Genomic DNA, 21454 nt, shown 5'->3' on the forward strand with positions numbered 1-21454 from the left:
GGGGCGAGTTGTTCGAGGGGACGAACAGACCCCTGGACGACGAGGCGGAAGGACGAGGACATGACGGTGACCCTGGCGGACGTGGCGGCCCGCGCACAGGTCTCACCCGCGACGGTGTCGCGCGTGCTGAACGGGAACTACCCGGTGGCCGCGTCCACCCGCGAGCGGGTGCTGAAGGCGGTCGACGACCTGGACTACGTGCTCAACGGCCCGGCGAGCGCGCTCGCCGCCGCCACCTCCGACCTGGTCGGCATCCTGGTCAACGACATCGCCGACCCGTTCTTCGGGATCATGGCGAGCGCCATCCAGTCGGAGATCGGCGGACCGGGCGGCCGGGCCGGCGGGGAGCGGCTCGCCGTCGTCTGCAACACGGGCGGCACCCCGGAGCGCGAACTGACCTACCTCACCCTGCTGCAACGGCAGCGGGCCGCGGCCGTGGTGCTGACCGGCGGCGCGATGGAGGACGCGCCGCACCAGGCGGCCGTCGCGGCGAAGCTGCGCAAGCTGACGGAGGCCGGGACGCGGGTGGTGCTCTGCGGGCGGCCCCCGGCGCCGGAGACCGGGGCGATCGCGCTCACCTTCGACAACCGGGGCGGCGGGAAGGAGCTGACCGAGCACCTCATCGGGCTCGGGCACCGGCGGCTCGGGTACATCGCGGGGCCGCAGGAGCGCACCACGACCCGGCACCGCCTGGAGGGGCACCGGGCGGCGCTCGCCGCGCACTCCATCGAGGAGGACCCGCGCTGGACGGTCCACGGCCGCTACGACCGCCGGTCCGGCTACGAGGCGACGCTGGAGCTGCTGCGGCGGGACCCGTCGCTGACCGCGGTGGTCGCCGCGAACGACTCCGTCGCGCTGGGAGCGTGCGCGGCGCTGCGCGAGGCGGGGCTGGGCATTCCGGGGGACGTGTCGGTGGCCGGGTTCGACGATCTGCCGTTCTCCGTCGACGCGGTGCCGGCGCTGACGACGGTGCGGTTGCCGCTGGCCGAGGCGGGGGCGCGGGCGGGGCGGATCGCCATGGGGCGGGAGGAGGCGCCGCCCGGGGGGATCGCGACCGTGCGCGGGGAATTGATGGTGCGGGGGTCGTCCGGGCAGCCGCGGGTCTGAGACAGTTCCGGTCACGGTCGGGGGCTGCGCCCCCGCGCCCCCGCTTCGGCCTGAACGGCCTCGTCCTCGAACGCCGGACGGGCTGAGAGACAGGAGGTAACCCATGCGGATCGTGATCAGTGAGTTCATCAGTCTCGACGGGGTCGTGCAGGCCCCCGGAGGGCCGGAGGAGGACACCGACGGAGGGTTCGCGCACGGTGGGTGGACGGGGCCGTACTTCGACCCCGAGGTGGTCGGCGGGGCGTTCTACACCGCGCTGACCCAGACGGAGGCGCTGCTGTACGGGCGGCGGACCTGGCAGGTGATGGCGCAGGCGTGGCCCGCGCAGGCCGGCGACCCCTTCGCCGACCGGATCAACGCCGCCCCGAAGTACGTCGTCTCCGACAGCCTCACCGACGCCGACATGGTCTGGAACACCACCCGTGTGCCCGGCTCGGAGGCCGCCGCCCACCTGCGCAAGCTGCGCGCCGAGGGCGGCGAGGGCGAAGGCGGCGGGCTGCTGATGATGGGCAGTCCCTCGCTCGCCCGGCTGCTGCTGCACGAGGGCCTCGTCGACGAACTGCTGCTGATCGTCATGCCGGTGATCCTCGGCGGCGGCAAGACGATCTTCCCCGGGGACGGGGTGCTGCGCGGTTTCCGGCTGGCCTCCTCGGCCGCCGCGCCCACGGGGGCCCAGGTCTGCCGCTACCTGGCGGCGCCCGCTTCCTGAGCGCGCGGCCGGGGCCATGGACGGGTCGCCGCCGGGCGGTTACTCTCCCGGCCACGGGACCTCTGACCGAGTCAGAGAGTCAGGGGTGAAGGAGTCGACCGCTCGGGGGCGACGACCATGACCGTCCAGGACTTCCGCGCCTTCAACCGCTTCTACACGGGCGTCATCGGCGCCCTCGACTACGGCCGCAGCCTCTACGCGCCGTACAGCCTCACCGAGTCCCGCGTCCTGTACGAGCTGGCGCACTCGCCGCGCACGGACGCCGCCGACCTGCGGGCCGCGCTGCTCCTGGACGCGGGCTACCTCAGCCGCGTCCTCAACCGGCTCGAAGGGGACGGACTGGTCGAACGGGCCCCGTCCCGCAAGGACTCCCGCCGGGTCAGGGTGACCCTGACCGCGCGCGGGCGGGAGACGGCCGCGCTGCTGAACGAGCGGGCGGACGAGTCGGCCGGCTCGCTGCTCTCAGGGGTCCCGGCCGCCAACCGCGCCCGGCTCTCCGACGCGCTGCGCACCGTCCGGGACATCCTCGCGGACAAGCGGCGCCCCGGCCCCGAGGACGTCGTCCTGCGCGAGCCGTACCCCGGCGACCTGGGCTGGATCGTGCAGCGCAACGCCGCGCTGTACACGGCCGAGTACGGGTGGAACGCCGATTACGAGGTCCTCGTCGCCCGGATCGTCGCGGACCACGCCGAGCACCGGGACCCGCGCCGGGAACGGGTGTGGATCGCCGAGCTGGACGGCCGGCCGGTGGGCTGCGTGCTGTGCGTACGGGACTCCGCGCCCGCCACCGCCCGGCTCAGGCTGCTGCTGGTCGAGCCGGAGGCGCGCGGGCTCGGCATCGGGGACCGGCTGGTGGCGGCGGTCGTCGCCTTCGCCCGGGAGACCGGCCACCAGCAGCTGGTGCTGTGGACCAACGACGTCCTCGGCGCGGCCCGGCGTCTCTACGAGCGGCACGGTTTCGTCCTCGTCGCCGAGGAACCGCACCACTCCTTCGGCAAGGACCTGGTCGGCCAGGACTGGCGCCTCGACCTCACGGCGACACGGGAGTGAGGCGGGCGCCGGCGGGTAGGGTCCGAGGTCATGAAGCTGGCGTTCTCCACCCTCGGTGTCCCCGGTCTGCCCGTGACGGACGTGCTGCGGCTCGCGGCCGAGCACGGCTGGCACGGCGTCGAACTCCGCGCCCACCCCGAGGAACCGGTCCATCCCGGCCTCTCCCCCGACGAACGGGGAGCGGTGCGCGCCGAGTTCGAGGCGGCGGGGATCACGGTCCTCGGTGTCGCGGGCTACGCGCGTGTCGCGGCGCCCGGCGACGACGGCCCCGTCCTCGCGGAGGTCCGCGCGCTCGTCGACCTCGCCCGTGACCTCGGCGCCCCGTACGTGCGGGTGTTCCCCGGCGGCGGCACCGACCAGAGCCCGGCCGACGCGGACGCGACCGCCGCCCGGCGGCTGGGCACGGCCGCCGAGTACGCCGCCGAGGCGGGCGTCACCGTCCTGCTGGAGACCCACGACTCGCACCGCACCGGCGCCGACGCGATGCGCGTGCTCGGTCTCGTCGGGCATCTGCGGGCCGGTGTCCTGTGGGACGTGATGCACACCTGGCTAGGCGGCGAGGAGCCCGCCGAGTCCTACGCCGCGCTCTCCCCGCACCTGGGCTATGTCCAGGTCAAGGACATCGCCTCCGCCGGGGACACCACCCCGCTGGCGCTCGGCGAGGGCGTCCTGCCGCTCACCGAGTGCGTGGACCTGCTCTCCCGGCACGGCTGGGACGGCTGGCTGTGCTGGGAGTACGAGAAGCGGTGGTACGAGAAGGCCGCCCCGCTGCCCGGACTGCTGGGCGCGGGGCGGCGTCACCTGGGGCGCCTGCTCAACGAATCGGCCTGAGCTGAATCGGGTCGGTCCCTCAGCGGGCGCGCCGGGGCCCCGGGACGGGGCCCGGCCAGCCGGTCTCCTGGCCGCGCAGCCGGTGGCCGTCGCTGATGATGTACGTCCGCACAGGCTCCGGCGCGCGGGGCGCTGACTCCTGGACGGGTTCCGGCCGCCGGGCGGCCCGGAGTCCGTCGGGCCGGTCGGCGAAGGCGGTGCCGGGTGCGGTGGAGGATGCGGTGCCGGGCGCGGTGGAGGGGTCCGGCGTGGCGGCGGTCTCGGGGTCGCCGGAGGCTCCGGCCGGCTCCGCGCCGCTCGCGCTGTCCTCGCACGTCCCGGCGGTCGTCTCCGGGTCCGCCGGCGGCCGGGGTTCGGACCGCACCCGGTGACGCGGCGTGTTCCGGCGGGGCGGCCGGGTCAGCGTGATCTGGCGTACGAGCTGCTGGAAGCAGGCCAGCGCCGCGAGTCCCGGCAGGGCGGCGGCCGCGAAGTCGACGACCGTGGCGGGCGCCTGCACCACGCACAGGAACACCGCGATGAGCGAGAAGCCGAGGACGACGCACCAGGCGTGCACGGCCCGGCGCTGGTGCAGCGCCGCCCGCAGCACGGACAGCGACGCCACCAGCCAGGGGCCGTAGACGAGCAGCGGCCACCAGGCCACCATCCCGGCTTCCGTCCGGGGCAGGGCGATGACGCGCAGCGGGTCGTAGGCGACGATGCCGCTGAGCACGCTGACACCGGAGGCGATGACGGTGGCGAGCGCGGCGGTGGCGTAGCTGACGGCCTCGGCGCCGCGCGGTCCGCGTGGCGGGCGGGTCTTGCGGTGGCTGCGGGTGACGGCCGCGGGCTCCCGCAGCGGCGGCAGTTCCTCCGTGATGTCCCGCAGGTTGCCGAGAGGGCTGCCGGGTTCGGGGGCGGCGGCCGGGGTCTCCGCCGGGCCGTCGTGCGCTTCCGGCCGCGGAGAGTCGGGCGGACGCTGCTCGTCCAGCGCGTCCTGGAGCATGACGGCCAGTTCCTCGTCCCAGGACATGTCCGGGGCGAGGGGCACGGCATCGTCCCCGGCGGGACCGCGGTGCCGGCCGCGGGCCATCGGCTCGTCGCGGTAGTAGTTCTGGTAGGGGTCCTGGTACGGATCCTGGTACGGGTCCTGATGAGACCCGGAGTAGGGCGGGTGGTTTCCCGGATATCCCCGGCCGTACGCGAGTTCTTCGTCGTACATATGAGGCCCGCTCACTCGGCTCGCGTGCGGACGGGGCATTCCTTGATCACACCCAGGCGTCTGGTGAAATCCTCCTGAAGCTCCCCCAGCACGTCCAGAAATTCGCACAGAATAGACTCCGACTCCCTGAGCGTCACAGGGCGTCCGCCTCTCGTCAGAGTTCCGTTCACCGTGGCCGCCGAGTGCACCGGGGCCTGGATGTATGCGTAGGAACCCAGGAAGACCACGTTCGGCGTGGCCATGCACCCAGTCACCTTGCTCATATCCCGACCAACTGCCGCGTCACTCAGTTGGATGCGCGGCAGATGAGTGAACCATAAGCCGGACAAGTCGCTTATCCCGAGGGTGTCATTCTTATTTGAATTACAGCGGACGAGGGTTCAGCGCCGGAGCACGAAATCACCGTCGGGCGCCTTTTCCGCGCGCCCCCCGGCGCGCCGTCGGGGCGGCAGCGAGGTCAGCGCGACCCCGCCCACCAGGAGGGCCGCCGCGCACCAGCGGGCCGGGGAGACCGACTCGCCGAGGAACAGGGCCGCCGACGACATGCCGAAGACGGGCACCAGCAGCGAGAACGGCGCGACCGCCGAGGCCGGGTGGCGGCGCAGCAGCCAGCCCCACGCGCCGAACCCGAAGACGGTGGTGACCCAGGCGACGTAGAGGACGGTGCCCGCGCCCTGCCAGTCCAGCGCGCGCAGCGCCGCCAGGTCGCGGTCGTGTCCCTCCAGAAGCAGGGACAGCGCCAGCAGGGGCAGGACGGGGACGGTGCTCACCCACACCATGAAGTTCAGCGAGTCGGGCGGGGACGCCTTGCGGGTGAGGACGTTGGAGACGCCCCAGCAGACGGCCGCCGCGATGACCAGCGCGAAGGCGCCCAGCGGACCCGAGGCGCCCTCGTCCCAGGCCGCGACGCCGATGCCGGCGAGAGCCACCGCCATGCCGGCGACCCGTACCCGCGTGGGCCGTTCGCCGAGGACGACGGCGGCGATGACGGCGGTGAAGACCGCCTGGATCTGCAGGACGAGGGAGGACAGCCCGGCGGGCATGCCCGCGTCCATGCCGACGAACAGCAGGCCGAACTTGGCCACGCCGAGCGCCAGCCCCACGGCCACGATCCACTTCCAGGCCACCTTCGGGCGGCCCACGAAGAACACGGCGGGCAGGGCGGCGGCCAGGAACCGCAGGGCGGAGAAGAGCAGCGGCGGGAAGTGGCCGAGGCCGATCTCGATGACGGTGAAGTTGACGCCCCAGACGACGGCGACGGAGACGGCGAGGGCGAGGTGAGACGGTCGCATGCGTCGAGCATCTCCGCCGCGACCGTGAAGCACCAGCGATGATTACTGCATGGTTGGATGAAGCGCTGCTTACCGGAAGAGGGGTGTTCATGCTCGACCTCCAGCGTCTGCGGGCCCTGCACGCGGTCTCCGTGCACGGCACGGTCGGCGCCGCCGCGACGGCGCTCGGCTACACGTCCTCAGCGGTGTCCCAGCAGATCGCCAAGTTGGAACGGGAGACCCGCACCGTCCTGCTGGAGCGGGAGGGGCGCGGCGTCCGGCTCACCGACGAGGCCCGTCAACTCGTCCTCACCGCACGCGAGTTGCTGGCGATCGTGGAACGGGCCGAGACGGCGCTTGAGGAGCGGCGGGGGCGGCCCGCGGGACGGCTGACCATCGCGGCGTTCGCGTCGGCGGCGCGCGGTCTGCTGCCCGGGGTCCTGGCCGAGCTGGCCCGTGAGCACCCCGCGCTCGACGCGCGCCTCACCGAGGTCGACCCGCACCTCTCCGTCGACCTCGTGGCCAAGGGCGCGGTGGACCTGGTCGTCGCGCACGACTGGGACATCGCGCCGCTGCCCGCCCCGGCCGGGGTGGAGCAGGCGGTCATCGGCGACGACCTGTGCGACCTCCTCGTACCCGAGGGCCATCCCTTCGCCGGGCGGGGCGCGGTGCGGCGGGAGGAGCTGGGCGGCGAGCGGTGGATCTGCCAGCCGCCCGGCCGGGTCTGCCACGACTGGCTGCTGCGCACGCTGCGCGCCGCCGGGCACGAGCCGGACATCGCCCACCAGGCCGACGAGAACCCGACGCTGGTCGCGCTGGTCGCGGCGGGCCTCGGCGTCGCGCTCATCCCCCGGCTGGGGCGCGGCCCGCTGCCCCCGGGGGTGGTCGAGGTACCGCTGGAGCCGATGCCGGTGCGGCGGCTGTACGCGCTGTGGCGGACCGGGGCGGCCCGGCGCCCGGCGATCGCCGAGACGGTGCGGGCGCTGTGCGCCCACTGGCCGGCGGCGTCGGCCCACTCGCCCCACTGAGCGCACCCGCACCGAGTTGCGGGGAGCCGGGAACCCCGGCCCGTCCCCGCTCGTCCAATCCGCGCGTTGCCGGACGAGTCTCCGCGGTGCGGTGTCGGCCCTCGCTGCTGGCTGCGATCGCTGACCACCCTCTCCGCCGTACCGCGGCCGGCAGCGTGCCGCCACCGGCGCGCCCCTCCGACTGCGCCGGTGGCGGCCCCTCGCCCGGCCCGTCTCCCGGTCCCTGTGCGTTCCCTTGACTGGCGAAAACTTCCCGGATATTGCTGACAGCTCGGAAGTTTCCTTCAGTCCGGAAGGAGCGCTCGTGCCCGACAGCAGCACGTCAAGCGCCGCTCAGCCCTCCAGACGTACCCTCCTCGCCGCCGGTGCGGGCGTCACCGCCGGGGTGACCGCGGCCCTCGCGGCCGGCTCCCCCGCGTCGGCGCGGGCCGCCGTCCCCTCCGACGCCGGGCTCCGCGCCCTCGTCTCCCGCATGTCCCTTGAGGAGAAGGTCGGCCAGCTCTTCGTCATGCGGGTCTACGGCCACTCCGCCACCGACCCCGACCAGGCCGACGTCGACGCCAACCTGAAGGAGATCGGCGTCCGCACCGCCGCCGAGCTGATCGCGAAGTACCGGGTCGGCGGCGTCATCTACTTCGCCTGGGCGCACAACACCCGTGACCCGCACCAGATCGCGGAGCTGTCCGACGGCATCCAGCGGGCCTCCCTGGAGCTGGAGCGCGGGCTGCCGGTGCTCATCTCCACCGACCAGGAGCACGGCGCGGTGGCCCGGATCGGCGCACCGGCCACGCTGTTCCCGGGCGCGATGGCGATCGGCGCGGGCGGTTCGCGGTCCGACGCCCGCGCCCTCGGCCGGATCTCCGGCACCGAGCTGCGCGCGATGGGCGTCCGGCAGGACTACGCCCCCGACGCCGACGTCAACGTCGATCCCGCCAATCCCGTGATCGGCGTCCGCTCCTTCGGCTCCGAACCGGACGCGGTCGCCGCGCTGGTGGCCGCCGAGGTCGCCGGGTACCAGGGGGCGGGCGTCGCCGCGTGCGCCAAGCACTTCCCCGGGCACGGCGACACCGCCGTCGACAGCCACACCGGTCTCCCCGTCATCACGCACAGCCGCGCCGAGTGGGAGGAGCTGGACGCGCCGCCGTTCCGGGCGGCGATCGCGGCCGGTGTCGACGTCGTGATGACCGCCCACCTCGTCGTCCCGGCCCTCGACGACTCCGGCGACCCGGCGACCCTGTCCCGGCCGATCCTCACCGGGCTGCTCCGCGAGGAGCTGGGCTACGACGGGGTGGTGGTCACCGACTCCCTCGCGATGGAGGGTGTCCGGGTGAAGTACGGCGACGACCGGGTGCCGGTGCTGGCCCTGAAGGCGGGCGTCGACCAGCTCCTCAACCCGCCCGACCTGGACCTGGCGTGGCACGCGGTGCTGACCGCCGTACGCGACGGCGAACTCACCGAGGCCCGGCTGGACGAATCGATCCTGCGCGTGCTGCGGCTGAAGGCGCGGCTCGGTCTGTTCCGGTCCGCCGCCACCCCGCCGCACGGGGTGGACCGCGCCGTCGGCACCCGCGCGCACCTCGCGGCGGCCGACCGGATCGCCGAGCGCACGACGACCCTCCTCGCCGATGACAGCGGGCTGCTGCCGCTCTCCCGGCGCCGCACCCCGCGGCTCCTCGTGGTGGGCGCGGACCCGGCCTCCCCGACCGGCACGACGGGCCCGCCGACCGGGGTGCTCGCGGCGGCCCTCGGCGAGCTGGGCTTCGCGGCGACCGCGCTCTCCACCGGTACGGCGCCGACCGCCGCCGGGGTCGCGCGGGCCGTCGCCGCGGCCGCCGACGCCGACGCCGTCGTGGCCGTCACCTACAACGTCACCGCGAACAGCGCCCAGATCACCCTCGTACGGGAGCTGGCGGCGACCGGCCGGCCGGTGGTCGCGGTCGCCGTCCGCAACCCCTACGACGTCGCCCACCTCGCCGACGCCGACGCCGTCCTCGCCTCCTACGGCTGGACGGACGTCGAGGTCCGCGCCGCCGCCCGGGTCGTCGCGGGCCGGGTCCGGCCGCGCGGCAGGCTGCCGGTGCCGGTGATGCGGGCGGACGACCCGGCGACGGTGCTCCTCCCCGTCGGGCACGGGCTGTCGTACCGGTCGTAGCGCGCGTACGCCGCACGTCCCGGGCGCTCCCCGCACCCGGCGCAATACACCTCACGCGGCTGGCGTGCGCCGGTCGCGGCGGGTCACGCTGGACGGTGGGTTCGGGGGATGCGGGGGCGACGATGCGTCGGAACTGGTCGGCGAGGGTGCCGGGCGTGCCCCGGGTACTGTTCGGCGGCGGACGGGCGGCCGTCCTCGCGGCGTCGTGCGTGGCCGTCCTGGCGGGGTGTCAGAGCACGTCCGGGGCGACGGCCGGGGGCGGCGGCGGGTCCTCGCCGGCCTCGTCGGCCTCGTCGACGGCGCGGCCCTCCGGGTACGGGGCGGTGTTCCTCGGGATCGACGAGTGCAGTTCGTTCGGCACGACCAGCTTCACCGAGGTGGCGTGTTCCAGTGAGCGGGCGGCGGCCCGGGTCGTGGCCCGGCACGACGGCCGCCCCGCCGACGGCCCGCTCTGCCCGGCGACCACCGACTTCGTGCTGCACATCAGCGCCCAGCGCCCGTCCCCCACCGAGAAGGGCGACGGCGCGGTCGAGCTGGGCTACGCCTGCATGCGCAACCTCCAGCCGCCGCACCCCGGCGACCCCGGCGGCGGGGGCGGCCCCCGCACCATCGTCGGCGACTGCGTGCACGAGGCCGCCGACGGGCAGGTCCGCGAGACGTCCTGCGCCGCCACGGGCGACGACGCCCCGGAGTACCGGGTGACCGAGGCCGTGCGGGAGCGGGCCGGCTGCCCCGCCGCGACGGCGCTGTACGTCCGTCTCGGCGGGGCGCGCCCGGTGGGCTGCGCCCTGCCGCTGTGAACGGCGGGGCGCTGTCGAGCCCGGAACCACGGAGCTGCGGAACCACGGAGCCACGGAGCTACGGGGCTACGGGGCTACGTAGCTATGGGCGCAGTGCGGGCTCGCGCTCGACGTCCCTCGTGTCGAGGCGGGCGTCGTACTTCGCGAGCGGCTTCGCCGCCGACGGGTCGGCCTGGACCGACGCCGGGGCGACTCCCGCCCAGTCAAGGACGCGGGCCGTGGCGAGGGCCTTCTCCTCGGGGACGAGACCGGCGACGTTGGCGCCGTGGTTCATGCCGGGCGCGGTGAAGACGTAGCTGTCCTTCGCCTTCTTGCCGACCGTGAACGGCTCGGCGCCCCACGGGTCGTTCTGCCCGTACACGAAGAGCATCTGCCGGGCGTTGCGCTTCACCCAGGAGTCCACGTCGTCCATGACGAACGGCTCGAACCGCATCGGGATGGAACGGGGCACGAAGTTCCGCGGCGGCTGGTAGCCGTAGCGGATGTACTTCTTCTCGATGTGCGGGAAGTGGATCGTCGGCGCGCCGAGCTGGGTGCCAGCCTGGTAGTAGTACGGCGTGTACGGGGACAGGCCCTGGTCGGTGTAGAAGGAGAAGCCGGAGATCGTGTCGACGGAGTCCCAGATCTCCTGGTCGGTGGCGTTCTTCGCGTCGGCCGGGATCGTGTCGCAGTCGGCGAGGGTGCTGTACTGCCAGAAGCCCCAGACGTAGTCGAGGACGACCGCCTCGTAGGCGCGGTCCAGGGAGCCGATGGTGTCGAAGGTGTAGCCGTTCTCGGCGGCGTACGCCTCGTACTTCTCCTCCAGCGGGGCGCGGCGCACCAGTGCCTCGCGCTGCACGCCGTTCAGCCGGGCGCGGCACTCGGGGGTGCCGACCGTCTCGAAGAACCGGTCGTAGGCCGAGTCCTCCTTGTTCACCACGTCGTTGGGGGCGACGTAGGCGACGACGCCGTCCATGTCACGCGGGTAGAAGCGCTCGTAGTAGGTGGCGGTCATGCCGCCCTTGGAGCCGCCCGTGGAGATCCAGTTCTCGGAGTAGATGCCCTTGAGGGCCTTGAAGATGCGGTGCTGGTCGCTGGCGGCCTGCCAGATGTCCAGCTTGGACCAGTCGGCCGGGTCGGGCCGGGACGGGGTGAAGAAGCGGTACTCCATGGAGACCTGGTTGCCGTCCACGATCTGGGTCGGCTCGCGGCGGCTGGGTGTGGTGGAGACGCTGTAGCCGCCGGTGTAGAAGACCGTCGGGCGGGCGGTGTCCTTGTGCAGGACGGTGATCCGCTGCTGGAAGGTGCCCTTGGACGGATGCCGGTGGTCGACCGGCTGGGTGTAGTTCAGGACGAAGAAGCGGTAGCCGGTGTACGGCTTCTCCTCGATCAGGCTCATCCCCGGTACGGCGAGAAGTCGGTCCTTGATGTCGGTGGCCTCCGGCCGGGCCGCTGTGGCGGTACCCGCCGTACCGACGGTGCCTATGAGCACCATCAGTGCCAGCAGCCATCTGAACGCCTTGCGCATGCACCCTCCCCTGGGTAACTGACGTCCGCCGGAAGCTAGCAGAAGGCTGTGGCTCAGCACAGGATCCAGCCGGAGCTGACCTTCCCGCCGCCCACTCTGCCCTCGGTCCACACGCAGCGCCTCCCGGCGTGCACCGTGACCGGTCCCGCGCGGTAGGTGAACTTCCCCTCGTCGACGACCGGCCGGCCGCCGCGCGCCTTCAGACTGACGGACATCTTCCGCTTCTTGCCGGCCTTCTTGGGGAGGGTGACCGCGCAGACGTACCCGCCGCGCTTGTACAGGACGACGGACCCGGTGGAGAACGGAACGGTGCGCACCTTGCGGCCCGGACAGGCGGCGGCCGCCTCGGCCGTGTGCGGTGTGGCGACGGTGAGCAGTCCGGCGGCGGTCAGCACGGCGGTGGCCAGTGCCAGCCGCCCGCGTACGGCGCGTAGGTCGCGCACACCGCGTATACCAGGGCGAGAGCCCACGGTGGTCCCCTTCGGTACGACGGTCATTGACGTACGGAGCTACGGACGCGTGGCGTACCTCCGTCGGTTGCGCGGCCCTTCGCCGCGTACGCGCCGTCGTCAGCCCACTGCGACCGGCTCTTCGGGTTCGGCGGCGCCGGTGAACGCCCGCCACAGCCGCGCGTACCGCCCGTCGCGCGCGAGGAGTTCCTCGTGGGTGCCGTCCTCGGCGACCCGGCCGTGGTCCATCACGACGATCCGGTCCGCGCGGGCGGCCGTGGTCAGCCGGTGCGCGACGACGAGTGTCGTACGCCGTCCCGCCAGGCGTTCCGCCGCCTGGTCGACCTGCGCCTCGGTGGCCAGGTCGAGGGCGGCCGTCGCCTCGTCGAGGAGCAGGATGTCGGGGTCGACGAGTTCGGCGCGGGCCAGCGCGATGAGCTGGCGCTGGCCGGCGGAGAGGTTGCGGCCGCGTTCGGCGACCTCGTGCAGGTAGCCGCCGTCGAGGGTGGCGATCATCTCGTGCGCGCCGACCGCGCGGGCCGCCGCCTCCACCTCGGCGTCGCCGGCGTCGGGGCGGCCGTAGGCGATGGCGTCGCGGACGGTGCCGGGGAAGAGGTACGCCTCCTGGGGGACGACGCCGAGCCGGTGCCGGTAGGCGGTCAGGTCGAGGTCGCGCAGGTCCCGCCCGTCGGCGGTGACCCGGCCGCCGGTCGGGTCGTAGTACCGCGCCACCAGCTTGACCAGTGTCGACTTGCCCGCGCCGGTCTCGCCGACGAAGGCGACGGTCTGCCCGGCGGGGATGCGCAGGTCGACGCCGGTGAGGGCCTCCTCGTCGGCGCCGTAGGCGAAGCGCACGTCCTCGAAGGCGATCTCGCCGCGCAGCGACTCCACGTCGAGGGGCTCGTCGGCGGACTTCGTCGACGTCGGTACGCGCAGCAGCTCCTGGATGCGGCCGAGCGACACGGACGCCTGCTGGTAGCCGTCGAAGACCTGGGAGAGCTGCTGCACGGGGGCGAAGAACAGGTCGATGTAGAGCAGGTACGCCACCAGCGCGCCGATGGTCAGGGTCGCGTCGTCGATCCGGCCGCCGCCCACGACGAGGACGGCCGCCGCGGCGACGGACGCCAGCAGCTGCACGAACGGGAAGTAGACCGAGATCAGCCACTGCCCGCGGATGCGGGCCTCGCGGTAGCTCAGGCTGCGCTCGGCGAACCGGCGCCCGCCGTCGTGCTCCCGCCGGAACGCCTGCACGATCCGGAGTCCGGCCACCGTCTCCTGGAGGTCGGCGTTGACCGTGGAGACCCGCTCCCGGGCCAGTTCGTACGCCTTGACGCTGGCCTTGCGGAAGAAGTACGTGCCGATGATCAGCGGCGGCAGCGTCGCGAAGACGACGAGGGCGAGCTGGAGGTCGATGACGAGCAGGACGCCCATGATGCCGAAGAAGGTGACGACGGAGACGAACGCGGTGACCAGGCCGGTCTGGAGGAACGTCGACAGCGCGTCGACGTCCGTCGTCATCCGCGTCATGATCCGGCCGGTCAGCTCGCGCTCGTAGTAGTCGAGGCCGAGCCGCTGGAGCTGGGCGAAGATCTTCAGCCGCAGCGAGTACAGGACGCGTTCGCCGGTCCGGCCGGTCATCCGGATCTCGCCGCGCTGCGCGGTCCACTGCGCGAGCACCGCGACCAGGCCGAGCAGCGAGGCGGCCCAGACCGCGCCGAGCGCGGCCCGGGTGACGCCGTCGTCGATGCCGTGCCGGATGAGCACCGGCAGCAGCAGGCCCATCCCGGCGTCGACGGCGACCAGCGCGAGGCTGACGAGGAGGGGCCGGCCGAAGCCGCGCAGGAGGCGGCGCAGCCCGTAGGACTTCTCGGGCCGTACGGCGGCCCGCTCGTCGATGTCCGGGGTGCCGGTGGCCGGCGGGAGCGCGTCGACCTGCGCGAGCAGCTCGGGGGTGGCGGGGGTACCGGCGAGGGCGGCGTCCCTGGGGGTGCGTTCGCCGGTCCACAGCCGGGGGGTGATGCCGCGTTCCGCGTCGAACTCGGCGTCCAGTTCGTCGCGGACGGAGGTGTCCTCGGCGGGCGCGGCGGTCCTCGCGGTGTGACCGGGCGAGACGCCGCCCAGCTCGTCGGGGTCGGTGAGCAGCCGCCGGTAGAGGGCGGAGCGCTCCTGGAGTTCCTCGTGCGTACCGATGTCGGCTAGGCGGCCCGCGTCGAGGACGGCTATGCGGTCGGCGAGGTTCAGAGTGGAACGGCGGTGCGCGATCAGCAGCGTCGTGCGGTCCCGCATGACCTCCCGCAGCGCCTCGTGGATCTCGTGTTCCACCCGGGCGTCGACGGCGGACGTCGCGTCGTCCAGGACCAGCAGCCGGGGATCGGTGAGGATCGCACGGGCCAGAGCGACGCGCTGGCGCTGACCGCCGGAGAGCGTCAGTCCCTGCTCGCCGACGGACGTGCCGTAGCCGTCGGGCAGCTCCCTGATGAACCCGTCGGCCTGCGCGGCCCGCGCGGCGGCCTCGATCTCCTCGTCGCTCGCGTCCGGCCGCCCGTAGGCGATGTTGGCGCGGACGGTGTCGGAGAAGAGGAAGGAGTCCTCCGGGACCGGCGCGATCGCGGCCCGCAGCGAGTCCAGGGTCAGCTCACGCACGTCGTGCCCGCCGACGAGGACCGCGCCGCCCGTCACGTCGTAGAAGCGCGGCAGCAGCATCGAGACGGTCGACTTGCCGGAGCCGGAGGCGCCGACGACGGCGAGGGTCTCGCCGGCCCGGATCGTGAGGGACAGCCCGTCGAGAACCGGGCGGCCCGGCTCGTAGCCGAAGGACACGTCGTCGAACTCGACGGTGGCGGGCGCGTCGGCGGGCAGCGCCTTGGTGCCGTCCTCGATGCCGGGTGCGGTGTCGATCAGCTCCAGGACGCGTTCCGTGCCGGCGCGGGCCTGCTGGCCGACGGTGAGGACCACGGCGAGCATCCGCACCGGGCCGACGAGCTGGGCGAGGTAGGTGGAGAACGCGACGAACGTGCCGAGGGTGATGTGCCCGTGCACGGCCAGCCAGCCGCCGAGGGCGAGCATGGCGACCTGGCCGAGGGCGGGCACCGCCTGGAGCGCCGGGGTGTAGGCGGCGTTCAGGCGGATGGTGCGCAGCCGCGCCGCGAACAGCTTCCGGCCGATCCCCCGCAGCTTCCCGGTCTCCTGCTCCTCCTGCCCGAAGCCCTTCACCACGCGTACGCCGCTGACGGCGCCGTCGACCACCCCGGCCACCGCCGCCGCCTGGGCCTGCGCGTACCAGGTGGCCGGGTGCAGCCGGGTGCGGCTGCGCCGGGCGATGAACCAGATCGCGGGTGCCACGGCGAGGGCGACGAGCGTGAGCGGCGGCGACAGCCACGCCATGATCACCAGGGACATCAGGAACAGCAGGAGGTTGCCGATGGTCATCGGCAGCATGAAGAGCAGGCCCTGGATCAGCTGGAGGTCGCTGGTGGCGCGGCCGACGACCTGCCCCGTGGACAGTTCGTCCTGCCGCCGCCCGTCGAGCCGCGTGATCGTCCCGTACATGTCGGTGCGCAGGTCGTGCTGGACGTCCAGGGCGAGCCGGCCGCCGTAGTAGCGGCGGACGAAGGTGAGGGCGTAGACGATGATCGCGGCGCCGACCAGGAGCCCGGCCCAGGTCCCCATGGACCGGGTCCCGTCCCCGATGACGTCGTCGATGATCACCTTGGTGATCAGCGGGACGACCGCCATGACGGCCATGCCGCCCAGCGAGGCGCCGAGGGCGAGGACGACGTCCTTGGGGTGCCGCCAGGCGTAACCCGCCAGTCGCCGTGCCCAGCCCTGTTGCTCGTCCACGCGGTGCCCTCCGGTCGTCCTGATCTGCCGGAGTCACCAACGCCGCGACGAGGCGATTTCATCCCGCCGCAACAATTCGCAGCCGGTAGAAGCGGGTCGTCTGGGTGGCGTTCTCGTTGTCGTCGCTGACGAGGAGCACGTCGAGACGGCCCTTGGTCCGGCCGGTGACCGCCATGCCCTCGATGTTGTCCAGCAGGGGGTTGGGCTGGGGCTGCTTGGCGGTGGCGCCGAGGGAGGGGCAGGAGGCGAGGTCGGTGAGGAGGGTCTTGCGGACCGCGCGGACACGGTCGGTGAGGGTCTCCGTACGGCTGGTGTCCGTGGCGCGGCGGGTGTCGGCCAGGTAGAGGCGGACGGTGTTGCCGACGCCGGAGGTGAAGCCGCGCTCCAGGACGAGCAGACTCCCGTCGGGCGTGGCGGTGATCTCGGGAACGCCGAGGCCGTCGTCGACCGGGTAGGCGTACTGCGCGCCGAGCCGCCAGTGGCCGCTCTCCGTCCGCTGCCAGGTCTGGAGGCGGACGAGACCGGTGTCGTCGCCGCTCAGCGCGTACTCCATCGACGCGACGAGGGTCCGGCCGTCCGCGAGCAGGGTCAGCCCCTCGAAGCTGCCGTTGGACCGGGCGCGCCCGGCGGGGGCGGTCCGCAGCGCGTCCGGCACGGGGAGGCGGTCGAGGATCTTCCCGGTCCGGGAGTAGCGGCGTACGGAGGGCTCGGTCTCGGAGGAGACCAGGTAGGTGCCGTCCCTGTCGACGACGAGTCCCTCGCTGTCCAGCGCGGCGCCGTTCTCGTCGGCGAGCGGGATCACGGAGCGGGGCTCCAGGGTCCTGGCATCGAGGCGGAAGAGGGAGGAGCGGTCGGAGAGGGCGGCGACCGTGCCGTGGCGGTCCGTGGCCAGCGCGGAGAAGTTGCCGACGTAGGTGTCCTCGTAGGTCGTCTTGTCGAGCGCGTCGGAGAAACCGGTGATCGACGCGGCGGGCGAGCAGGCGGCGGTACCGGTGGCCGCGCGGGGCACGGCGGCGGCGGCGCCGGCCGCCGTGAGGCAGGTGGCGGCCGCCAGTCCGGCGGTGACGGCGGCGAGTGCGGTACGCAGACGGGAGGGGTGCATGGCGGCACGGTACGGCGGGTGGGTGACGGGGGGTGGGCGCGGAAGGGAACTTGTGGGCCGTTGTCGATCCGGGGCGTTCTCGTTCGACGTGTCCGTGAAATGTGGAACGTGGGAACCGAGGAGGATGCGGTGGGTCAGTTGCTGCGCGTCATGAACTTCTGTGTCTCGGCCGACGGGATCGCCGCCGGTGAGCGGCAGAGCCTGGAGAACCCGTTCGGGCTGCCCGGCGCGGAACGGCTCTTCTCCTGGGCCGGAGCCACCGCGAGCTGGCCGGCGCGGACCGATCCCGGGGGCAGCCGGGGCCTGGACGACTACTTCACCCGTGACTTCGCGCGGAACATCGGCGCCGAGATCATGGGCCGCAACAAGTTCGGCCCCCAGCGGGGTCCGTGGTCGGACCACGAGTGGCGGGGCTGGTGGGGCGACGAGCCGCCGTTCCACACGCCGGTGCTGGTCCTGACCCATCACGAGCGGCCCTCGATCACCCTCTCCGACACCACGTTCCACTTCGTCGGCGGCGACCCGGCGGCGGTCCTCGCCCGTGCCCGGGAGGCGGCGCGCGGCAAGGACGTACGGCTCGGTGGCGGGGTCACCACCGTCCGCGCGTTCCTCACCGCCGGACTCGTCGACACGCTGCACGTGGCGGTGGCGCCGGTGATTCTCGGCTCGGGTCTGCGCCTGTGGGAGTCGCCCGAGGAACTGCTCGACCGGTACCACCTGGAGGTCGTGCCGAGCGCGAGCGGGGTGACGCATCACCTGTTCTGGCGTCGGTGACGGCAGCCGCCGGGGTCAGGGGCTGGCGATGAGCCGGTCCAGGGCGATGCGGTGTACGTCGGTCAGGGCGTCGCGCATGCAGGTGAGGAGGTAACGGAGCTGGTCGGATGTCGACCCGGGGTCGGCGAGGAGGTCGTCGGCGTGGGCGAGCAGTTGCTTGGCCATCTCCAGCTGCTTGGTCTCGATGGTGTCGGCGAGGCGGGAGAGGGGTCCTGTGCCGTCGGTCAGCAGGTAGCAGGGGTAGCCCTCCGGGCCGGTCCAGGGAAGTCGCCGGGCGATGCGGAAGTGGTCGGTCATTTGGGCCGCCGTCTCTCTGAGTAGCGATGGGCTCACAGAGTGGATTCGTCGCGGCTAGGCTCGCCAGGGGTACGGATGTGACGGGCGCTTTGTCACGCGGGGGCGGACGGATGAGCAACACCTACGGCAACTGGCTCAAGCAGCAGCGGGAAGCCGCCGGGGCGACACAGCAGCAACTGGCCGACCTCGCCCTGATGACGCGATCACACATCGCGCACATCGAGGCGGGACGGCGTGTGCCGTCGCCGGAGGACGCACGGCGCCTGGACGCGGTCCTGAACACGGGGAATGTGCTGAGCAGCTTCCTGCCGGAGGGGGAGCCTGCGGTCGCCGACTATTTCGAGGCGGTACGCCTGCTCGAACAACAGGCGGTGATGATCCGGGAGTTCGCCCTGTCGTTCGTCCCGGGCATCCTCCAGACCGAAAGATACGCGCGCGCGGTTCTCACCCCGGCTTATCCCCGTGTGAGCCCGGAGTCATGTCGGAGCAGATCAGCCATCTCGTACGCCTTGCGGAGAGCGCACGGATCCAGCTCCACATCGTCCCCTTCGCCGTCGGAGCGCATCCCCTCCTGGGCAACATGTATACGCTGATGTGGTTCGAGGATCAGCCCCCGGTGGCATACGGAGAGGGCCTGTTCATGGGCAAGGTGCACGACGCTCCGGCCGTGGTGCAGGAGTTGCAGCATCGCTACGACTTCACGCTGGGCAACGCGCTGCCGGCCGAGGAAACACTGTCCCTGCTCAGGGCAATCGCGAAGGAGCATGAACGCCATGTCTGACGGGACCATGAGCAACGCCGCGGCGCTGAACGGCTGGCGGAAGTCTTCGTACAGCAATGACCAGGCGGGGAGTTGCCTGGAAGTCATCGACGGATACGGGGGCGGGGTGCCCGTGCGCGATTCCAAGGTCGGGGACGGGCCCGCCGTGGTGTTCTCCGTCTCGGGGTGGGCGGCGTTCGTCGGAGCCGTACGGCAGGCTCACGCATTCACAGACTGCTCCTAGACACGGGACAGTCCGCACTCATCGCGAGTGTGGAAGGTGGTCCGGTGACATCAGCCACCGATCCCCAGACCACCGCGAGCGCCGGGCCCCCCGAGGCACCCCCGCGCACGCCCGCCGCGCCCCGCTGGTCGCTGCCCGCTCTCCTGGCGATCCTCGTCCTGGCCGGGGTGCTGTACTCCTGGAACCTGTCCTCCTCCGGACTCAACAGCTTCTACAGCGCCGCCGTCCTCAGCGGCACCGAGAGCTGGAAGGCGTGGTTCTTCGGGTCGCTGGACGCGGGGAACTTCCTCACCGTCGACAAGCCGCCGCTGGCGCTGATGGTGATGGGCCTGTCGTGCCGGGTCTTCGGGTACGGCACCTGGCAGATGATGGCGCCGATGATCGTGGCCGCGCTGGCGACGATCTGGATCCTGCACACGTCGGTGAAGCGGGTGTGGGGCCACGGCGCGGCGACGGTCGCCGCGCTGGTCCTCGCCCTCACCCCGATCACCGTCGCCATCAACCGGGACAACAACCCCGACACGCTGCTGGTCTTCCTGATGGTGAGCGGGGCGGCGCTGGGGCTGCGGGCGGTCCGCACCGACCGGCTGCTGCCGCTGCTCGGCTCGGCGGTCTGCTTCGGACTGGCCTTCAACACGAAGATGCTCCAGGGGTACATCGCGCTGCCTGCCGTCTTCCTGGTGTACGTGTACGCCTCGCGGCTCGGCTGGGTGAAGAAGGTACGGAACCTGGTGCTCGCCGCCGTCGCGCTGGCGGTGTCGTCCTTCTGGTGGGCGGCGGCCGTGTCCATGGTCCCCGCCGACTCGCGGCCCTACATCGGCGGCTCCACCGACGGCAGCGCCTGGGACCTGATCATGGGCTACAACGGCCTCGGCCGGGTCTTCGGCGGTGACGGCAACGGCGGGGGCGGCGGCGGAGGCGGGGGCAGCTTCGCCGGGACCGCCGGGATCGGCCGGATGTTCAACGACGTGCTGGGCGGCCAGATCTCCTGGCTGCTGCCCTTCGCGGGCATCGCGCTCGTCGGCGGCCTGGTGCTGTGCGGACGCGCGCCGCGCACCGACCTGACCCGGGCCGCGCTGGTGCTGTGGGGCGGCTGGACCGCGCTGCACTTCCTGACGTTCAGCATGGCCGAGGGCACGATGCACCCGTACTACACGACCGCGCTCGCGCCCGGCATCGCGGCGCTGTGCGGAGGCGGCGGCGTGATGCTGCTGCGCGCCTTCCGCGCCGACCGGCGCTGGGTGTGGGTCCTCCCCCTGGCCCTCGGGATCACCGGGATCTGGGCGATCGTGCTGCTGCGCCGCGCCTCGGGCTGGAACACCTGGCTGTGGCCGGCGATCGCGGTGGTGATGGCGCTGGCCATCGCGGGCCTGCTGGTCTTCCGCTCCGGCCGCCGCGTCCGGCTCCTCGCGGTCTCGGTGGCCGCCGCGGTCGTCGCCTCCGTGGCGGGTCCGGCGGCGTACGCCTGGTCGGTCCCGTCCGGTTCGGGCGGCGGCATGGGCGGCACCAACCCGACGGCCGGTCCGACGACCGGCAGCGGGATGGGCGGACCGGGCGGCGGCGGAGGCGGCATGGCCGGCGGCCCCGGCGGCGGTAGCGGAGACGGAGAAGGAGAGGGAGGCGCGCAGAGCGGTGGTCAGATGCCGGGCGGCGGCCAGATGCCGGGCGGCGGTGGCGAGATGCCCGGCGGCCAGGCGGGCGGCGGCTTCCCCAGCGGGGGCGACGCCCCCCAGGGCGGCGGCACGCCTCCCAGCGGCTCGTCCGAGGACGGCTCCTCCGAAGCGGGCGGCACGTCCGAGAACGGCACCGGCGGCCCGGGTGGCGGCATGGGCGGCGGCGGCATGGGCGGCGGCATGGACGGAACCAGCACCGAACTCGTCTCGTACCTGAAGAAGCACCAGGACGGTGCGACGTGGCTGCTCGCCGTGTCCAGTTCGCAGAGCGCCGCGCAGCTCATCCTGAGCAGCGGTGAGCCGGTCATCTCGATGTGGGGCTGGTCCGGCAGCGACAAGGCGATGACCCTGGCCAAGCTCAAGGAGCTGGTGAAGAGCGGGCAGCTGCACTACATCCAGCTCTCCGGCGGCGGCATGGGCGGCGGAGGCATGGGCGGCGACTCCTCGCTGAGCACCGAGGTCACCGAGTGGGTGCAGAAGCACGGCACGGCGGTGGACGCGAGCGACTACAGCGCCGACAGCGACGACAGCGACAGCAGCCAGTCCTCGTCATCTTCCTCCTCGCTCTACCGGCTCGACCCGGCGGACGTCACCTGACCCTCCCCCGTACGCATGTGCGGCCCGTCCTCTTTCGAAGGAGAGGACGGGCCGTCCGGCGT

18 protein-coding genes and 1 pseudogene are annotated in these 21454 nt (G+C 73.0%); 11 read left to right on the plus strand and 8 right to left on the minus strand.

The window, feature by feature from the left end:
* The first annotated feature begins 60 nt into the window (after positions 1 to 60).
* The 4 genes from UW392_RS18660 to UW392_RS18675 all read left to right on the plus strand — a co-directional run bounded on the left by UW392_RS18660 (position 61) and on the right by UW392_RS18675 (position 3697).
* Positions 61 to 1107: a LacI family DNA-binding transcriptional regulator gene (locus UW392_RS18660; protein WP_320776159.1), complete on the plus strand. Its 1047-nt coding sequence runs from the start codon at positions 61 to 63 to the stop codon at positions 1105 to 1107.
* A gap of 103 nt (positions 1108 to 1210) precedes the next feature.
* Positions 1211 to 1816 carry a dihydrofolate reductase family protein gene (locus UW392_RS18665; RefSeq protein WP_320776160.1) on the plus strand — a complete coding sequence of 202 codons (606 nt, stop codon included), beginning with the start codon at positions 1211 to 1213 and terminating at the stop codon, positions 1814 to 1816.
* Positions 1817 to 1933: 117 nt separating this feature from the next.
* Positions 1934 to 2866 carry a GNAT family N-acetyltransferase gene (locus UW392_RS18670; protein ID WP_320776161.1) on the plus strand — a complete coding sequence of 311 codons (933 nt, stop codon included), beginning with the start codon at positions 1934 to 1936 and terminating at the stop codon, positions 2864 to 2866.
* A gap of 30 nt (positions 2867 to 2896) precedes the next feature.
* Complete coding sequence (locus UW392_RS18675; RefSeq protein WP_320776162.1) at positions 2897 to 3697, plus strand: sugar phosphate isomerase/epimerase family protein; 801 nt, start codon at positions 2897 to 2899, stop codon at positions 3695 to 3697.
* A gap of 19 nt (positions 3698 to 3716) precedes the next feature.
* Here the strand turns inward: UW392_RS18675 and UW392_RS67015 are convergent, their stop codons facing one another.
* The 3 genes from UW392_RS67015 to UW392_RS18690 all read right to left on the minus strand — a co-directional run bounded on the left by UW392_RS67015 (position 3717) and on the right by UW392_RS18690 (position 6190).
* Complete coding sequence (locus UW392_RS67015; RefSeq protein WP_414496372.1) at positions 3717 to 4898, minus strand: hypothetical protein; 1182 nt, start codon at positions 4896 to 4898, stop codon at positions 3717 to 3719.
* 11 nt (positions 4899 to 4909) lie between these two features.
* Positions 4910 to 5140 carry a hypothetical protein gene (locus tag UW392_RS18685; RefSeq protein ID WP_320776163.1) on the minus strand — a complete coding sequence of 77 codons (231 nt, stop codon included), beginning with the start codon at positions 5138 to 5140 and terminating at the stop codon, positions 4910 to 4912.
* Between the two features lie 138 nt (positions 5141 to 5278).
* Positions 5279 to 6190, minus strand: a complete 912-nt coding sequence (locus tag UW392_RS18690) for an EamA family transporter (RefSeq protein ID WP_320776164.1) — start codon at positions 6188 to 6190, stop codon at positions 5279 to 5281.
* Between the two features lie 89 nt (positions 6191 to 6279).
* Here UW392_RS18690 and UW392_RS18695 point away from each other — a divergent pair, with 89 nt between their 5' ends.
* From UW392_RS18695 to UW392_RS18705, 3 genes are all read left to right on the plus strand, one after another.
* The gene (locus UW392_RS18695; RefSeq protein ID WP_320776165.1) at positions 6280 to 7197 is read left to right on the plus strand and encodes a LysR family transcriptional regulator; all 918 of its coding nucleotides are present in this window, start codon (positions 6280 to 6282) and stop codon (positions 7195 to 7197) included.
* 304 nt (positions 7198 to 7501) lie between these two features.
* Entirely contained in the window at positions 7502 to 9349 is a 1848-nt protein-coding gene (locus UW392_RS18700) for a glycoside hydrolase family 3 protein (RefSeq protein ID WP_320776166.1), read from the plus strand.
* A 122-nt stretch (positions 9350 to 9471) separates the two neighbouring features.
* Positions 9472 to 10149: a hypothetical protein gene (locus UW392_RS18705; RefSeq protein WP_414496374.1), complete on the plus strand. Its 678-nt coding sequence runs from the start codon at positions 9472 to 9474 to the stop codon at positions 10147 to 10149.
* An 82-nt stretch (positions 10150 to 10231) separates the two neighbouring features.
* On the opposite strand, the gene UW392_RS18710 is transcribed toward UW392_RS18705, so the two are convergent.
* The 4 genes from UW392_RS18710 to UW392_RS18725 all read right to left on the minus strand — a co-directional run bounded on the left by UW392_RS18710 (position 10232) and on the right by UW392_RS18725 (position 17047).
* Positions 10232 to 11656, minus strand: a complete 1425-nt coding sequence (locus UW392_RS18710) for a S28 family serine protease (protein ID WP_320776167.1) — start codon at positions 11654 to 11656, stop codon at positions 10232 to 10234.
* Positions 11657 to 11709: 53 nt separating this feature from the next.
* Complete coding sequence (locus tag UW392_RS18715; protein ID WP_320776168.1) at positions 11710 to 12099, minus strand: hypothetical protein; 390 nt, start codon at positions 12097 to 12099, stop codon at positions 11710 to 11712.
* Between the two features lie 126 nt (positions 12100 to 12225).
* On the minus strand, positions 12226 to 15945 hold the full coding sequence (locus UW392_RS18720; RefSeq protein WP_320776169.1) for an ABC transporter ATP-binding protein: 3720 nt from the start codon (positions 15943 to 15945) through the stop codon (positions 12226 to 12228).
* Positions 15946 to 16003: 58 nt separating this feature from the next.
* A complete protein-coding gene (locus UW392_RS18725; RefSeq protein WP_320776170.1) occupies positions 16004 to 17047 on the minus strand; it encodes an esterase-like activity of phytase family protein in 1044 nt (347 codons plus the stop codon).
* A gap of 129 nt (positions 17048 to 17176) precedes the next feature.
* On the opposite strand from UW392_RS18725, the gene UW392_RS18730 reads away from it, so the two are divergent.
* Complete coding sequence (locus tag UW392_RS18730; RefSeq protein ID WP_320776171.1) at positions 17177 to 17821, plus strand: dihydrofolate reductase family protein; 645 nt, start codon at positions 17177 to 17179, stop codon at positions 17819 to 17821.
* A gap of 15 nt (positions 17822 to 17836) precedes the next feature.
* On the opposite strand, the gene UW392_RS18735 is transcribed toward UW392_RS18730, so the two are convergent.
* On the minus strand, positions 17837 to 18118 hold the full coding sequence (locus tag UW392_RS18735) for a hypothetical protein (RefSeq protein ID WP_320776172.1): 282 nt from the start codon (positions 18116 to 18118) through the stop codon (positions 17837 to 17839).
* A 110-nt stretch (positions 18119 to 18228) separates the two neighbouring features.
* Here UW392_RS18735 and UW392_RS18740 point away from each other — a divergent pair.
* The 3 genes and pseudogenes from UW392_RS18740 (at position 18229) to UW392_RS18750 (ending at position 21392) form a co-directional block, all read left to right on the plus strand.
* Positions 18229 to 18899: pseudogene (locus tag UW392_RS18740) on the plus strand (helix-turn-helix domain-containing protein).
* On the plus strand, positions 18892 to 19122 hold the full coding sequence (locus UW392_RS18745; RefSeq protein ID WP_320776173.1) for a DUF397 domain-containing protein: 231 nt from the start codon (positions 18892 to 18894) through the stop codon (positions 19120 to 19122). The pseudogene UW392_RS18740 and the gene UW392_RS18745 overlap by 8 nt, the downstream one beginning before the upstream one ends.
* Before the next feature lie 44 nt (positions 19123 to 19166).
* On the plus strand, positions 19167 to 21392 hold the full coding sequence (locus UW392_RS18750; protein ID WP_320776174.1) for an ArnT family glycosyltransferase: 2226 nt from the start codon (positions 19167 to 19169) through the stop codon (positions 21390 to 21392).
* The last annotated feature ends 62 nt before the right edge of the window (positions 21393 to 21454 follow it).

Source organism: Streptomyces sp. CRN 30 (assembly GCF_034105845.1).